Below are 15,803 nucleotides of genomic sequence, written 5' to 3' on the forward strand. Positions count from 1 at the left end.
TACTTAATTAATTTATTTTAATTTATCCTATTTTTTCATAAATCTGCGTATTTTAGTATATAAAATTACATACCTTAATACTGCGTACGTATAGTATAATTTAAATCATCGTTTTTATGTCAACCGCAACGGGATTCTGCGCAATATGCGGATGATTTTCGTCTGCATAAATTTTTAATTTTTTAATTAAAACATCAGCAAGCTTGTTCTTCGGCAGCATTCCTTTAACGGCATGGTAAACCGGAAAAGTCGCGTCTTTATGCAGCATATCTTTATAATTAAATGTTTTTAAACCGCCCGGATATCCGCTATGAAAATAATATTGCTTGTCCGTTAATTTTTTTCCTGTAATTTTAGCTTTTGCGCTATTAATGACAACTATGGAATCTCCCTTATTGGCATAAGGTGCATAGTCTGCTTTGTCCTTGCCCATTAATTTATTGGCGATAAAACTTGCAAGCCTCCCTAAGCTGACATCTTTAGCGTCAATTAAAATCCAATTATTTGAAATATCGTCACTGCTTTTAGACATTTGTTCCTCCAATATAAGATAATTAGTTATTTTCTTATAATATTAATTTTTTGTCAAGAACTTTTTTTTAATCAGTCTTTCGTATTTTAATCATTTCTTGCAATGCAACGTATTATTTTATTTTATTTTTTTTCTTTTTGAGATATTTAATTTAACCAATTCTCCACAGACATGGACGCTATATGCCGGGTGTTTAGAACTCCGCTCTGCATGATATGAAGAAGTCATAATCATATTTAAGTAAGCGTTTGCGCCTACCTTTTCGGCTTCAGGTTTAATAATTTCATTTATCTTTTTATTTATCTGCAAATATTGAAACGTTCCTGAATATTTAAAAGTCCGGCAGTATGTTCCGTAGTCTTTTGCAATTATTTTGCCTTTTATGCTGCGCTTTGTAGAAACTAAAAAATTATATTTCTTCGTCTGTATCTGTTTTTTTAAAGCAGAACCGGATTTTTTGCCGCTTAATTTTTTACTGCAGGCGCTTACCGTTAAAATAATTATAAAAATAGCCGCCGCCAGTATAATTTTTTTTATATAATTTTTATTTTTCATAAATTATTATTGCAGCAATAATATCAACCGTCATCACAATATATGCAATCTATTAATCTATTGATAGTTTATTAAGTTATTAAGTTATTAATTAATAATCTACTGGCATAATTAATCTATTATATATTTAATTAATTTATTTATTTAATTAATTGATTAAATAAATAATCAATCAAACGTTAGTTTCTTAAATAAAACCTTTTTTGACGAAATATCTTTTAAACCCGCCGGTTTCACCATTTTCACCGCTCCAAAACTGCAAAGGTCTTTGCATAATCTGCATCCAGTGCATAGATAAGGGTCAAGTATAACGGCGCCGGCTTCATCATTATTATTATACGTTAATGCGCCGGTTGGACAAAATTCCCAGCAATTAGCGCAAAGCAGACAATTTCTATTTATTGACGGCAATCTGATATCCAGCAGATCTAAACAATCAGGATTGCATTTTATAAAATTAAACAGTTTAAATCTTTTTTTAAAAAAAAGCTTATTTAGATTTTTGTCCTCATTTGATAAAAAAAATTCATTAAATGGTAATTCTTCCAATGGAAAATTTTTTGCTAACTTTACGGCATTTTCTTTTATAGTTTTGCTCATTTCCCGAAAAAACAACCTTCTTTGCGAATATTCATCAGTTGAATTATTTATATTGCCGGACTCCATCCGCGTATTTGCAAGCATATTTGAAACAGCGGCAGCATTATCATTAATATTGTCATTATTATTATCATCATAATTATCATTATAATTATCATTATCGGAACCGGTCATAGAAACAGCAATACTTTTTATTTTTTTGCTTTCTTTTTCATTATTATTAATAATACAAGAAAAATCAAATTTATTATGATCAATAAACTTAATTTTTTCCGCTATGTTTATATTATTACCTTCCGCATCCGTCAAACCGTTTAAAATACGGTTTATTGCTTTCATTTTCCTTTTATAAAAAAAATTATATCTGCAATCTTCGCAGCCGGCGGTAACAAAATTAATATCATCGGCATCGTTAAGATGTTTTATTATATCAGCATCGTCAACTTCGTTAATACATGATACAATTCTGCCGATATTTGACTTAAGATTAGAATTGACCATACTGCAAAAATAATATGCGCTATTTTGGTACATTAGAACTTTGTCCGATATGTCTGTTCCTTCTTTTAAATCAAAAACATAATTGGGGCAAATATTTATGCATAGTTTGCATAGAGAACATTTATCCGATATTTTAATTGCAGAATCATTTATTTCTATAGCCTGTTCAGGGCATTTATTTATACATACATAGCAGCTTGACATGGGGCTTCTGAGCCTTGTGCAATAATATTCATTAATTAAAATTTTATTGCCGTTTTCGCTGCCGCTTATAATTTTATCGATTATTCTTAATAAATTCATAGGTGAACTATTTATGTCTAACTATTTATCCTTAATCCTGCAATAGAAAGGTATCTACTTGGAAAAGGTGTCTTACTTGGAAAAGGTGTCTGACACCTTTTCCTTAAAAATAGAAAAACAGCAAAAAAAATAGCGTCCGTCCCAGACAATTCTATTATTTATTTTACTGCTTTTCCTTCTTATTTTTTATAAACTTCTCTAAAAAAATAGCTATTTTATCAGGTTGATTTATATCAATCTGCGGTATTTTCAGATTATTTATCGCAACATCTCCGCAAACCAAGATACAATTTGCATCGTCTGTGTATTTTAAACGCAATTCAGGGTTCAATTCCTTTCTGAAAAGTTCAACTTTAGGAATCGTAATATCTCTGAAACCTTCTACTATTAAAATATCGGCGTCATTAAAAAATTTATTAATTAAATTGTCTATCATGTTAATATTTTCATTTTTTTTAATATCGCTAAAAAAAGCCATAGAATCATCGGATAAAAGCATCGTGGAAAACGCTCCGGCATGTTTATGCCGCCATGAATCTTTTCCCTTAATATCCGCTTCAAATTTATGGTCGGTATGTTTTATAGAAGAAACTCTGTAATTTTTTTCAGCGAATATGCGTATCAGTTTTTCTATAAGGGTTGTTTTTCCTGTGCCAGATTTTGCAAGAAATGAAACTGCGAAAGGTTTGCGCTCTGAATTATTTTTCATGCCTGTTATATCTTATAGGTTATTTATTATATATTATATTAAAATGCAGCCATCAATAGTCTTTTAACAATTATGTAAAAATTTTTCAATAGTTTTTTATGCTAAATCTTTTTTATATTATTAAAGGATTTTATTATATCACAATAATTTCTCGCATTGTTAACTTCAAGTCTAAATATTTTTGCATTATCAAATCCTGTTAAAAAATTATACAGATGAGGTTTTATTAAATTAGCTGCTCTTTTTTCTCCATAAAATGCGAGCATCTCTTCAAAGAGTTCTATGAGTTTATCTAAATTATCCAATTTATGCAGCTTATCTTCATCTTCATCTTCATCTTTATCTTCATCTTCGCAGTAATTTAAATTTTCTATGCTATTTAACTTATTTAAATTATTTAAATTATTTAAATTATCTGCATCAGTTAATTTATTTAACTGGGAGTGCAGTTCCGAATAGTTTATGAAATCTTGAAAAATCCATGGTTTGCCTATGGCTCCTCTGGCAAACATAATACCGTCGGCAGCAGTACTTTCTTTAATATTTTTTGCGGAGTGTATATCAAAAATATCACCTGTTGCGTAAACAGGTATGGAAATGTTTTTTTTTAACAGTGCAGTCAAACTATGGTCAGCTTTTCCGGAAAACATTTGAGCTCTAGTTCTCGGATGAAAAGAAATAGAATCTACGCCTTCTTTTTCGGCTATTTTACAGGATTCGAGATAATTTTTGGAACTTTCGTCGAATCCGCTGCGTAGTTTTATAGTTAAAAGGTTATCGTTTCCGATATTATTCTTTACTTCGGCAATAATTGCCTTAAATTTATCTAAATCTTTTAATGCCGCGCTTCCTGCCCCTGTTTTTATAACCTTTTTAGCAGGACATCCAAAATTTATATCTATTGCTTTAAACCCGGACTGAATTGCCTTTTTTGCAGCTAAACCCATGATATACGGGTCTGAACCGAAAAGTTGAATCCCTGTGTTTGCCGTATGCAAACCGGAATATGTTAATTCCAGCGTAGTTTTATCGTTCTTTATATAGCCGATAGCGCTTACCATTTCCGTAAAACAAAATGATGCACCATACTTCAAGGCTATTTTTCTAAAAGGATAGCCTGTAATTCCCGCCATAGGGGCTAAAATGCAATCCCCTATAATCTGGTTATTCATAATTTTACATAATTAGATAATTATTTGCTAATTTTATTAATCAGCCGTTAGCCGTTACAAATTTTATCATCAGGAAAAATTGCCGACGCATAATTTAAATACTTAATAAATTCCTGCTTCGTCGGTTTCCTTTTAGCGCCCACATTAAATATTTTTCTTTTTTTTTCATACCATGCGTCAAAATTCTCTTCAGGTATGCTTTCAATTTCTATAAGCAGCTGCTGAATTATATTGCTGTCGCCTTCATTATTCATATTTTTAGCCTTCTTTAATTACTTTAAATATATAATATTAATATATTTTATGTAAATTTTATATAAATCTTGTATAAACTTTACTTAAATTCCATAAAAATCTTTCATCTCTGTTTTAAAAAAGAGAGAATTTCACTAATCATCTTATATATGTTATATATATATTTATATGTATATATGTATATTTATATGTATATGTATATGTATATGTTAAAATTTTCTCATTTCTTTATAGTTAGTTATTGTCTCTTATATATATTAATATACAGTTAGACCTTAAAAGCATAAATATCTCTTGCCTCTTACCTCCAGTTAGATCTTGAAAACTGGGGAAGATCCTCAAAATCGCCTCTTATGGCATAGCCTTCATTAATATTATATACTTCAAACTCGTTATCTATAACAAACGAGTATATGTTGCCTTTTAAGAATTCATCTTTATATTTTAAACATTTTTGTCCCTGCCTTATTATAGCCGATAATATGCCTGCTCCTGCAACATCGCCTAAAAGTATTGCTCCTACAAGAACTTGACCGTCATAAACTAATTTTCTGTAAATAGATTCGCCTTCCTGATGAACAAACACGGTTTGCGATGGATCGTTTGGATTAGTAAGCCCTATGGTTATAATAGGCAGTCCGTATATCTCGACTGAATTAAGTCCCATGCCGCCGTAATATTCTCTATATACTCCAGCCATATTTGTGCCGGCAATTCTTCCCTGTTCACAGGCAAGAGGAACTATAGCTATTATATTGGGTTTTTTATTTAAAATATCATACGATACTATAGCGTCGCCGCCGGCATATACATCTTTAATATTGGTCATCATGGTTTTATCTACTATTATTCCTCTGTCAATTGTAATACCGCTGCCTTCAAGAAAACCTATGTTCGGTCTTACGCCTATTGCCACAATAACGATATCTGCAACAAGCTCCCTGCCGCTTTTCATTATAACGCTGGTAGGATTGCCAGCCTCATCTACGTTAATTTTGGTAACGGTGTCGTTAGTTGCCGTGTCAATGCCGTTTTCGTTCAGTTTTTTTGCCGTTATGCCGCCTGATATTTCATCAAGCGCCAAACCTAAGACACGCGGAAGAAGTTCTGCTATTGTAACGTGCATATCAAGAGCTCTCAAACCTTCCGATGCTTTCAGACCTATCAATCCGCCGCCTATAACTATAGCCTCTTTATGTTTAGCTAATTTTGCGCCTCTTTCCATTTTTTTTGCATCATCAAATTTAGTAAAAGTTCCCATCATTGGGGATTCTGCGTTAAATCCATCTATCGGCGGCACAAACGGGACGCCTCCAGGTCCAATAAATAACTTATCGTATTCAATAGACTCATTGTCGTCCAGCACTACTTTTTTATCTGCCGTGTTTACCGATACAACTTTTTTTCCGAATAATGTTTTATAATTATTTTTTTCGTAATAATCATCATCTTTATACCATATAGTTTCGTCTGTTGTTTTACCTTCCAGATAATATGAAATCAAAGGTCTTGCATATGCCTTATATGATTCGTCGGATATTATCGTAATCTCTCCAGTTTTATCAAATCTTCTTATCGCATCGGCGCATGAAAGACCTGAATAAGAATTACCGATTATTACATATCTCATTTTTATCCCCTTCTCCGTAATTTATATTAATTTGACAAACAATATATAAATAAAGCAATTTTATATCTATTCTATAACGGACGGCAGCTTGGTTTATAAATACCGTCCTGCTTTATCTGTTCTTTTTTAGCGATTATTATTCTTATAACGGTTATAATTAATTTTTAAATGCGGTCCGTATAATTTATTTGCAATCATCAACCTTCTTTCATATGAATAATTTTTAATGCCTGTTTTCTTTAAAGCTCCTTTTTTACACGCTTCTACGCATTTTGGCGTATCTTCATCAATGCACCCGTCGCATTTTGAAGCATAGTGGTCTTTGCCAACCCGTTCTATTGCGCCGAACGGACAAACCATGACGCACATCCAGCATCCCACGCATTTTTTGTAGTTTGTCAAAGTCCAGCCGTTTTCAATATCCCTATACCTTGCGCCTGGCATACATGCATCAACGCACGGGGCTTCTTCGCAATTATGGCATAAAATAGGAAAAAATTTATTTCCTTTAGATTTTATATTAATTCTTGCGGTGTTATACTTTCCGTATTTTTCCTTCATATGAGTTTCGCAGGCCTGAACGCATGATTTATACTCCTGCCCTTCGCATCCGTCACATTTTGAAGGGTAAAGCATTATTTCTATCTGATTTTTTTTAAGGTCCTCTTCAAGGTTTGTAAGTTTTATACTCTTCATATTTTTTTCCATTTCAATGTCTCCAGAAATATAATTTTATTATAATTTTTTGTAAAAATTTATAGCTTTTTGAATTTTAGCTGCAATAAAAAATAAATTTTTATTTAAATAAAAATTTTTTTCTTTATTTAAATAAAAGATAAGTTTTTTTAAATATATTTTATCGATTTTATCGGCATTGTTTTTATTATTATTTTCGTTAATATTTTTGTTATTATTTCCGTCGTAGTTATTTATGTCATTTATTATATTGTTATTTATTATATGGTTATTTATTATATTCTCTCTATAATTATCATTATTATTATTGCCGATATTTTTACTGTTATTAATATCCTTTTTATTTTTGCTGTAAAGTTTTAAATAATATAATTGATTAGCTAAATAACCGTAAGGCTTAGCTAATTTGCCGTTATGTATATCTTCAGCCAGATTTTTTTTACGGTTCAGCTTACCTGATAATATAAGAAAATTATTCCTTTTAACTGCTATTATGCTTTTTTTATGTTCTGTATCCTTCTTATATTTATCTTTGTATTTATATTTACCCCTATCTTTACAGTCATCTTTATATTTATATTGATTTTTATTTTTATCCTTTGTTTTAGACTCTGATTTTATCTCGTCTAAATTGACGCTGTTGACAATATTTACATTGATGCTGTTAACAGTTCCGTTACTTTCACCCTTATCGGTATTACCTGATGTATTTTCGCAATTTAATTGTTTCAGAATACCGATTAAACTGTCTTTGTCATTAATATTGCGAAAGTATTCAGATTTTATCCGATTATTTTCTTTAATTATATCATTTATATAAAAATAATAAACCCTGCCGATAAATCTTGCAATATTTATTGCATCGTTATAAATAAAATCGTCGTAATTTGCCAAATTTAAAGCATAACTGTTTAGCATTGATAAAATGCTTAACGTTTTTTTTCTATTATAGCATGCAAGAAGCGGCTCTATTGTAGAATCTGACCACATAGGCACTACAGCATCGAAATTTTTATAATTACCGCCTTCTCCGTTTTGTATCTTATTTATTAGAATGTTAGCACAGTCAAAATTAAAAAAAGGCGCGTCGCATTCTAACAACAAAACATAATCATTTTTTAGATAATTAAAACAGCTGAAAATGCCTTTTAACGGTCCTGCCAATCTGCTATTTTTATCATCGGCATCGGCTATTATTTTGAAATTTAAATATTTTTTATTGTTATGCCGATTAACATGGCGATTATTTTTATCAGCATCTTTATCAGCGTGTATTTTTTTATTTTTTAAATCATTTTTTATTTTACCGCAATTACGGTTGATATTACCGTCTATTATATAATTATCAAGCTGTATATCCTGCGCATTCTGTATAGCAACCGCAATTTCAACCAATTCTTTTTTATATCTGACGTTCGATTTGCAATTTATTGCAAAATCTGAACCGCTATAGATTTTGTTTAAAATAGCGATTAACGCACAGCGGAATTCATCTAAATTATTTATGTTCCTTACTGAAATTATTATATCGTCTGCAACTTTCAAAGCCGTTTCCAAAACTCTTTCAAAAAGAGACTTCCCATCAAATACATAAAGGGCTTTGTTTTCTCCGAATCTTTTTGACTGTCCGCCCGCCAATATTAAACAGCTTATATTGTCCATTAATTATTTATCTTAAATTTTTTTTAATTTTTCCTCTCTGTCCGTGACCTTCGCTTAAAACAACTTCTATATAATTAAGCGATGCAAATGCGTCGTCGTTTTTAATATCTGTAATAAGCTGGTCAATACAATAAACCGCAAGATCTTCTATGTTTAGAGACGGAATATTTATTCTGAATATATCAGATTTTGGAATCAGATAATATTTATTATTAATTTCTATATGATAGTGCGTTTGTTTATCTGTAATTTTTTGAATTGATTCAGGGTAGTCAGCCAATAATATTTTGTCTTCAAAAGTTGAACATAGTCTGGCTATTATAGCTTTTAGATTATACAGATGAACAATTCTTCTTTTATCGTCAAATTCCCCGTCCACAGAGACGTCTATGTAGTGAAAATGCGGATGAATTCTTGAACAGTCTCCTCTTCCCGGAACAATATGCATACATTCAAATGTTAATCCTGCTTCTCTTCCCAACAATTCGACTATCATAAAACCGTCCCCTCTTTAATTTTTAATATGTCTCTTTTTAATATGACTCTATACGGAAAAGGTGTCAGACACCTTTTCCGTATATCTTTAAATAATTAATTAATTTATTAATTCTAAATTAAGCTAAATTAATGCTAATAGTTAAAATCGGTCAGCTGTCCGTCGGGAAGCATTCTAAGCCCTGAGCATCTTCCGTTTGACGATAAGCAAACGTCTTTAATGCTGCGGCAAAGGGTGATGTTTATTCCCTTATATTTAATTTTTTTTCTGTCATTATATCTGTCTATATTAAAATCAAGTCCTATTTTTTTTAAAACGTTTATCGGCTCAGCGTAATATTTTTTGTAAACGTTTAAATTTCCCGCCTCGGATAATTCTATAAATTGCAAATTAAAATTATTTAAACTGCAGAAATCAATTATTTTAAGCAGGTCTTTTTTATTTGTATTTATTGATTTTAGCAGAACGGAATCAATTTCTATATTAAAATTTTTTTCGCGTAAGGTCTCTAATCCTTTTATAACTTTACTGTAATAGTTTTTTCCAGTGAGCAGCCTATATTTTTCTTCATCAAGCGTATCTAAGCTTATTGAAATTTTTTTAATAAGCGATGGACTTATTTCATCAATTCTTCTATCGATTAAGGTTCCGTTGGTAGTTATAAATATGTCTATATCGCCTATTTGTTTTATGGCATAAATAAGCTGTTTTATTTTTTTATAGAGAAAAGGCTCTCCTCCGGTCAATTTTACTTTTTTAAGGCCAAATTCCTTCAATGAATAAATTGTGCTGATGATATTTTCAATTTCAATACTATGCTTTGAAGATTTAGAAATTCCTTCGTTATGGCAATACAGGCAGTCTTCGTTGCACTCTCCCGTCAATGAAATCCTTAACGAATTAATTGTAAAATCCTTGTCTGCGTCGTAATCATCTAATTCTTCGTTAACAGGAAATGCACCTTCGTAATAATTAAACAAATAATTTTTCATATTTTAGATTTAAGTCAAAATTAAAAAATAAATTGCATTAATATCAAATTAATTGACATACTCCCTATTACTGAAACATGTCAAAGAGCTTTAAAACAAATATCTGCAATAGAAATAGATTAGTTAAAAAATATTATAATCATTTAAGACTTTCATAGAAGCGGATATATCTAAAGCATCAAGAATAAATAGATTAGTTAAAAAATATTATAATCATTTAAAGTAACCGCGACCTCTTCACCGGCATGTATAACCACGGTTTCCTCGTCCATCGCAAAACTTCCGTTTGCCCTTATCAGCGGCGAAAGTGACCTGGCTGCGGACGGCGGTTTTGGCGGCTGAATAACTGAAGCCGTTAATTTTCCGTTTTCCTCTCTGGCTATTTTAACCTGAAAATATTTCCGAACGCCTTTTTCCGAGGTTACCTCTTCTTTCAATATTGCTTTAATTTCAGGGTATCTTTTATAAATATTATTTATACCGGTCATTTTTTGAATAAACGGTCTTACGAATAAATCAAAGGTTATTATAACAGAATACGGCCATCCTGCCAAAGCAAAAATGGGCGTATTATTATTAAGTAATCCAAATGAAGTAGGTTTTCCGGGAACTAAGTTTAAGCCGTGAAAACACAATTTTCCTGCTTTGCCGATAGCGGACGGTATTAAATCGTAAAAATTTGTAATTTCTTTGTTATCAAGAACTAAAAAACTTGCACCTGTTCCTCCGGTTGAAATCAGCAGATTGTATTTTTCGGATTTATCTGCAGATATGAGAGCATTTACGATACTTTCTGCATTATCCTCTACCACGCCTATAACTTCCGGAATTCCTCCGGCATCTTTTATCAATGCTTTTAAAGCGGTAGTGTTAATATCATATATTTTATTGTTTTGTAATTCATCGCCGGGCTGTACAAGCTCATTGCCTCCGGATAAAATTCCGATAACCGGTTTTTTAAAAACCGATATATTTTTATATCCTATTCCAGCCAGAGCCGCTATGTCGCACAGTCTGATTTTATTGCCTTTAGAATAGAGCTTTTTACCGGATTGAATATCATCGCCGACAGGAGAAAGATACGAGCCTGACTCAACTTTTTTATCGTATGATACATATCCGCCAGAGTAATCCAAGGTATCTTCAATTAAAATAACAGAATCCGCGCCAGGTGGAACCGGAGCGCCTGTCGTAACAAACGCAGCCTCGCCATGATGTATTTCGTTAAGAGCATTATTAAATCCGGCAGTTATCTGCTGCACAACTTTTAATTTTGTAATTTTATTTTCTGAAAAATCACTAGCTATAACGGCAAAACCGTCAACGGCAGACCTGACAAAAGGCGGAATATCAACTTCAGGAATGACATCATTCGACAGAACCCTGTCTAAACTGTTCTCAACAGGTACTTCTTCTTTATCCGTTATTCTCCGTATGTATTTATCCGTCAGTTCCAGCAGGTCCGAAGCTTGTTTTTTATTTTTATCGCTCATATTTTTATCGTAAATTAAGTTACAATCTTTTTAATTAAAAAGCCGGCGTATTATCGCTTCTATAATTTATTATAGATATTATAACGACGCCGGTCTAAAGTTTACTGATATAACAAATATTTTTCATTTTACATTCACTATCTTGCAAATTGAACTTCAAGAGTGAATAGTTAAAATAAAAAGAAAATAAACAAAATAAACAATTAAAATTAAAAATAAGGTTCTACGGGATACATTTTGATACCTGCACCCTCTAATATTTTCTTGGCATTTGCCTCGTCTTCAAGATTTACGAAGATAGTCGCATGATAGGGCGTGATGCTGGCAACATTTCTTCCTACAATCGCAATTTTTGATTTTTTTAAAGTATCTTCCGCTTTATCAAAATCTCCATTATTGTAGTCAACCCTGATAGGCGCATTGTATATAGTTCCGACCGAACTTAACTTTGCCATATTTGATCAATCCTCCGTATTAAACGTATTAAATAAATATTATTAAATAAATTTAACTAAATATTTGTTATATATATCTATTGTACTTTAATCCTGCAATAGAAAGTTATCTACCCGGATAAGGTGTCAGATTAATTTTTTTGCAAATATTTTCTTTGTTAATTGAACTACTCCGTATGCAAAAAAATAAAATCTGACACCTTATTCCTCATATATTACTAAGATGTATATTATATATCACTTGATGTATATTATATATCATTAAATTTATATATAAATTATAATTTATCGTTAATAAATTAAATCAACCTACCTTGGAACTGTTATCGTTATCTTCGACGGAAGAAGTGCCCTGTGTAGAATGCGGCAAATCAAATCCGAAGAAGTGTTCCGTCATTTTACGGGCGGTTTTTTCTCTGTCGATTGTTGAAATTCTGTTTATATTGCCGAACCAGAGCGCATCCGTAGAACAGAGAGTAACGCATGCAGGCAGTAATCCTTCGTCTATTCTGTGTCTGCAATAATCGCATTTTGTAACCTTTCCGGTCGCATCGTTAAACTGGGGCGAACCGAAAGGGCACGCATGTATGCATGATTTGCATCCAATGCATGTAGTCGGGTCGTTAAAGACTATGCCGTCAGTTCTTTTTTGCATTGAACCTGTAGGGCAGGCTTTAACGCAGGCTGCATCATCGCAATGAAAACAATTCATTGGTAAATAAACGGTTTTAAGCTGACCTTTCTTAACAAAATATGGTCCTACCTGGATAACTCTCATTCTTCTCGGTCCAACCGGAAGATTATGCTCTTTTTTGCAGGATACTTCGCAAGACATACACCCTATGCATCTATCAATATTAACCTTCATAGAATATTTAGGGTTTGAAGATTTAAGAGTTATTCTTGCCGCTCTTTCTTCTCCAAGATGAAATCTGTCAAATCCATATTCAGATGACATATTTGACTCCTTTATAATATAATTTAATTATTAAAATTATTTTTATATTTTTAACAATAAGGGCATCACTAATTACATTACAATAATTATATTATACATTGTATGCCATTATATGGTACCCTTATTGTCAACAAACAATCCATGCACATGCAATTTAAATAAAGTTTAATTAATATTTATTATATTTATTAATCAATATTTATTTATTAATATTTTCTCGTATCGCATGAAACAGGCGTACACTCTACCGGTTCTTTGAAATTAACCAATTTTTTCCATCCGATACTCAGTTCGTGATATTCTTTCCAGTGGTCTTTCCATTTACCGATAATAACATCCTTGTCTTGATGTTTCGGGTCCCAAACCTCAGGAAATTTCTTCTGTAAAAACTCGACTACGTTTTTAGCAGTTCCTTCCGGATCTTCATCGCCTTTTCTATATACTCTGCACAGAATAGCTTTGAATTGAATCTGACCGTAAACAGGGTCTTTTATAATATCATCGATAACGGTATTAATTGACTCATACGGATGAAAAGGCTGATATCTGTCGAAACCAAAATTAGCCCAAATTCCGTCTTCAGGCACCATTTCGGTAACCCATGCCGGACCTTCAACCCAGCCTCTGTCATTTTCAACTATTACCATATCTCCGTCTTCAATACCCATAACGGCAGCGGTAGCAGGATTTATTTCGATATTTCTATCCGGTTCCAGCTCATCGTTCCATGGCCACCAATGACCGCCTTCATGAAATGATTGAGCAATTCTGGTAGTATTCAGAATAAGCGGATATTTTTTTGCTCTTTCAAAATTTCCTAAAGGAGATTCCGAACCTTCAACCTGGGTAGGAACTTTGTACCAGCCGATTTTCTCCAGAGGTTCCGAAGCAAGTTCAATTTTACCGGAAGGTGTAGGAAATCTTTTATCTGATTCAGGATAATTTTCACCTTCTTTATACATTATCCATTTTCCGCGAAGAACGGCTTCGTCATCCTGAAAAACCGCTTCTTCTTTAGAAAATACAGGCCACATAAGTCCGCCTTTAGGATTTTTCTCAGGATTCAGAACATCATATTTTATGCCTCTTGTAAAGGGCTCCTGATCATTAAAGAAATCTGTCATATGTATTTCATTAACCCTGCCTTTATCGGGACCGTCTTCATAATAGCCCCATGGATTGAATTCGACTTCGTTAAAATGACCGACGCCGGCATTTTTTAATCTCTTCGCAATACCGTCAAATACGTCTATATCCGCCCTATGTTCATGCTGATAAGGAATTACTTTGTTATGCCATTGTATAAGTCTGTTATTGCCGTGATGACAAATGCTGTCGGTTTCAACGGACATAGCAATCGGAAACGCTACATGACTGAACATATAGGTATGATTCGGATATATGGAAAGATGCACATTAATTATATTTCTTTTCATTGCTTCTTCCATTTTCCACGAGTTCGGAAACTGGGGAAGATGATCTCCGTTCCAGATAATACCTTTTACCGGATACGGTTTTTCATACATCATCGCATTTATAATACACGGAACTGAACTATCGCCCCACGAAATCAATTTGTCGGTAATTTGAGGTCTTTTCGGCAATGGAATATCATGCAGGTCGTTCCCGTAATTTAGCGGGGGTCTGCAGTTATGAAGCCAATTCCAGCCGCCGCCTTTCACACCGATAGAACCGGTTAATGCAAGAAGAGCCGCAATAGACCTGTTGACATTGTTTGAATTATAAATCTGAGCTGTTCCTAAATTTCCGGTAACAGAAGCAGGTCTTGCCATACCGAACCTTCTTGCCGCTTCAATTATTGTTTCTTTAGGAATATAAGTAAGTTTTTCAGCGCGTTCAGGAGACCATTTTGCGCATTCTTTAGCATATTCCTCAAAACCTGTTACCCATTTATCGACAAATTCTTTATTGTAAAGTTTTTCCTGAATTATTATATTTCCCATAGCAAGAAATAATATCGCATCTGAACCTGAGCGGATTCTCATGCCTATATCGCATTTTGAAAGCGTTGCGTTGAAACGCGGGTCTACGCCTATTAAGAAAGCTCCGTTATCGCGTGCATCAAGAAGATGAGTCATTGTAATGGTTTCTTGTGCAGCCATATTTGTTCCTACTAGCAGAATACATTTTGAATTTTTCCAATCCTGCGACGGATTCATAAGTCTTCCGAGACCTTTTGCCCCAAATACGTAATTCATTGACACGCCTGGGCTTTCGCAGCATATTGGACCTTGACCGTAAACATTGGGAGTGCCGAATATTTTGCCAAACCTTGCAGCTCCCTCTTTGTTACCGAAAGACGACCTGCCTGTTCTAAAAATAGCAAGAGCTTCTGGTCCCTGTTCGTTATAGAGTTTGATAAGCCGTTCAGCCGTAAAATCAAGAGCGTCATCCCACGAAACGCGTTTGAAATCATCGGTCAAAGACTTTCTCATGTATGGATAGTTTACCCTTAACGGGTCATACCACCACTGAATCTGTCCAACACCTTTAGAGCAAAGACCTCCTCTATTCTGAGGATGTTCAGAATCGCCCATTACATCGACAATTCTGCCATTTTTTAAAAATATTTTGAGACCGCATCCGCTCTCGCACATATTCGTACATGTGGAATAACGAACAGTGTCATGCTCTTTGGAAGATTCCTGCGGGCGATGGTCGGGCTTTATTTTCATAAGCCTGTTATCTTTCACTCTCAAGAATCTTTCTTTGCCTAATTCATCAAAATCCATGTTGCCCTCCATATTATTAATTAATTAACACTAAAAATAAA

At 33.0% G+C, this 15,803-nt stretch carries 15 protein-coding genes; all 15 read right to left on the reverse strand.

From position 1 onward, the window contains the following. Window positions 1-100 precede the first annotated feature (100 nt). Window positions 101-532, reverse strand: a complete 432-nt coding sequence (locus EVJ46_00910) for a 50S ribosomal protein L13 (protein ID RZD16831.1) — start codon at window positions 530-532, stop codon at window positions 101-103. Window positions 533-649: 117 nt separating this feature from the next. Beyond that, a complete protein-coding gene (locus EVJ46_00915) occupies window positions 650-1,087 on the reverse strand; it encodes a hypothetical protein (protein ID RZD16832.1) in 438 nt (145 codons plus the stop codon). A gap of 168 nt (window positions 1,088-1,255) precedes the next feature. After that, entirely contained in the window at window positions 1,256-2,491 is a 1,236-nt protein-coding gene (locus tag EVJ46_00920; GenBank protein ID RZD16833.1) for a 4Fe-4S dicluster domain-containing protein, read from the reverse strand. A 163-nt stretch (window positions 2,492-2,654) separates the two neighbouring features. Further along, on the reverse strand, window positions 2,655-3,200 hold the full coding sequence (mobB, locus tag EVJ46_00925) for a molybdopterin-guanine dinucleotide biosynthesis protein B (GenBank protein ID RZD16834.1): 546 nt from the start codon (window positions 3,198-3,200) through the stop codon (window positions 2,655-2,657). Window positions 3,201-3,301: 101 nt separating this feature from the next. Further along, complete coding sequence (locus EVJ46_00930) at window positions 3,302-4,372, reverse strand: tRNA-dihydrouridine synthase family protein (protein RZD16835.1); 1,071 nt, start codon at window positions 4,370-4,372, stop codon at window positions 3,302-3,304. 47 nt (window positions 4,373-4,419) lie between these two features. Continuing rightward, window positions 4,420-4,626, reverse strand: a complete 207-nt coding sequence (locus EVJ46_00935; protein RZD16836.1) for a hypothetical protein — start codon at window positions 4,624-4,626, stop codon at window positions 4,420-4,422. Window positions 4,627-4,928: 302 nt separating this feature from the next. After that, window positions 4,929-6,257: an NAD(P)/FAD-dependent oxidoreductase gene (locus EVJ46_00940; GenBank protein ID RZD16837.1), complete on the reverse strand. Its 1,329-nt coding sequence runs from the start codon at window positions 6,255-6,257 to the stop codon at window positions 4,929-4,931. Window positions 6,258-6,383: 126 nt separating this feature from the next. Next, the gene (locus tag EVJ46_00945; protein RZD16838.1) at window positions 6,384-6,965 is read right to left on the reverse strand and encodes a hypothetical protein; all 582 of its coding nucleotides are present in this window, start codon (window positions 6,963-6,965) and stop codon (window positions 6,384-6,386) included. 27 nt (window positions 6,966-6,992) lie between these two features. Then, window positions 6,993-8,615: a hypothetical protein gene (locus tag EVJ46_00950; protein ID RZD16839.1), complete on the reverse strand. Its 1,623-nt coding sequence runs from the start codon at window positions 8,613-8,615 to the stop codon at window positions 6,993-6,995. A gap of 7 nt (window positions 8,616-8,622) precedes the next feature. After that, complete coding sequence (locus EVJ46_00955) at window positions 8,623-9,111, reverse strand: hypothetical protein (GenBank protein RZD16840.1); 489 nt, start codon at window positions 9,109-9,111, stop codon at window positions 8,623-8,625. Window positions 9,112-9,245: 134 nt separating this feature from the next. Next, window positions 9,246-10,103, reverse strand: a complete 858-nt coding sequence (locus EVJ46_00960) for a radical SAM protein (GenBank protein ID RZD16841.1) — start codon at window positions 10,101-10,103, stop codon at window positions 9,246-9,248. A gap of 197 nt (window positions 10,104-10,300) precedes the next feature. Next, window positions 10,301-11,596 carry a molybdopterin molybdenumtransferase MoeA gene (locus EVJ46_00965; protein RZD16842.1) on the reverse strand — a complete coding sequence of 432 codons (1,296 nt, stop codon included), beginning with the start codon at window positions 11,594-11,596 and terminating at the stop codon, window positions 10,301-10,303. 209 nt (window positions 11,597-11,805) lie between these two features. Beyond that, complete coding sequence (locus tag EVJ46_00970; GenBank protein RZD16843.1) at window positions 11,806-12,051, reverse strand: hypothetical protein; 246 nt, start codon at window positions 12,049-12,051, stop codon at window positions 11,806-11,808. A 304-nt stretch (window positions 12,052-12,355) separates the two neighbouring features. Then, a complete protein-coding gene (locus EVJ46_00975; GenBank protein RZD17436.1) occupies window positions 12,356-12,919 on the reverse strand; it encodes a 4Fe-4S dicluster domain-containing protein in 564 nt (187 codons plus the stop codon). A gap of 296 nt (window positions 12,920-13,215) precedes the next feature. Continuing rightward, window positions 13,216-15,774: a hypothetical protein gene (locus EVJ46_00980; protein ID RZD16844.1), complete on the reverse strand. Its 2,559-nt coding sequence runs from the start codon at window positions 15,772-15,774 to the stop codon at window positions 13,216-13,218. Between the last annotated feature and the right edge of the window lie 29 nt (window positions 15,775-15,803).

Origin of the sequence: Candidatus Acididesulfobacter guangdongensis (assembly GCA_004195045.1) — a bacterium.
Classification (GTDB): Bacteria; SZUA-79; SZUA-79; order Acidulodesulfobacterales; family Acidulodesulfobacteraceae; genus Acididesulfobacter; species Acididesulfobacter guangdongensis.

What these genes read in the sequence shown, in the direction of transcription:
- EVJ46_00965 (RZD16842.1), bottom strand. Translation starts at nt 11,596, where the DNA reads ATGAGCGATAAAAATAAAAAACAAGCTTCGGACCTGCTGGAACTGACG.
- EVJ46_00910 (RZD16831.1), bottom strand. Translation starts at nt 532, where the DNA reads ATGTCTAAAAGCAGTGACGATATTTCAAATAATTGGATTTTAATTGAC.
- EVJ46_00915 (RZD16832.1), bottom strand. Translation starts at nt 1,087, where the DNA reads ATGAAAAATAAAAATTATATAAAAAAAATTATACTGGCGGCGGCTATT.
- EVJ46_00945 (RZD16838.1), bottom strand. Translation starts at nt 6,965, where the DNA reads ATGGAAAAAAATATGAAGAGTATAAAACTTACAAACCTTGAAGAGGAC.
- EVJ46_00970 (RZD16843.1), bottom strand. Translation starts at nt 12,051, where the DNA reads ATGGCAAAGTTAAGTTCGGTCGGAACTATATACAATGCGCCTATCAGG.
- EVJ46_00935 (RZD16836.1), bottom strand. Translation starts at nt 4,626, where the DNA reads ATGAATAATGAAGGCGACAGCAATATAATTCAGCAGCTGCTTATAGAA.
- EVJ46_00950 (RZD16839.1), bottom strand. Translation starts at nt 8,615, where the DNA reads ATGGACAATATAAGCTGTTTAATATTGGCGGGCGGACAGTCAAAAAGA.
- EVJ46_00955 (RZD16840.1), bottom strand. Translation starts at nt 9,111, where the DNA reads ATGATAGTCGAATTGTTGGGAAGAGAAGCAGGATTAACATTTGAATGT.
- EVJ46_00960 (RZD16841.1), bottom strand. Translation starts at nt 10,103, where the DNA reads ATGAAAAATTATTTGTTTAATTATTACGAAGGTGCATTTCCTGTTAAC.
- mobB (RZD16834.1), bottom strand. Translation starts at nt 3,200, where the DNA reads ATGAAAAATAATTCAGAGCGCAAACCTTTCGCAGTTTCATTTCTTGCA.
- EVJ46_00920 (RZD16833.1), bottom strand. Translation starts at nt 2,491, where the DNA reads ATGAATTTATTAAGAATAATCGATAAAATTATAAGCGGCAGCGAAAAC.
- EVJ46_00975 (RZD17436.1), bottom strand. Translation starts at nt 12,919, where the DNA reads ATGAAGGTTAATATTGATAGATGCATAGGGTGTATGTCTTGCGAAGTA.
- EVJ46_00940 (RZD16837.1), bottom strand. Translation starts at nt 6,257, where the DNA reads ATGAGATATGTAATAATCGGTAATTCTTATTCAGGTCTTTCATGCGCC.
- EVJ46_00980 (RZD16844.1), bottom strand. Translation starts at nt 15,774, where the DNA reads ATGGAGGGCAACATGGATTTTGATGAATTAGGCAAAGAAAGATTCTTG.
- EVJ46_00930 (RZD16835.1), bottom strand. Translation starts at nt 4,372, where the DNA reads ATGAATAACCAGATTATAGGGGATTGCATTTTAGCCCCTATGGCGGGA.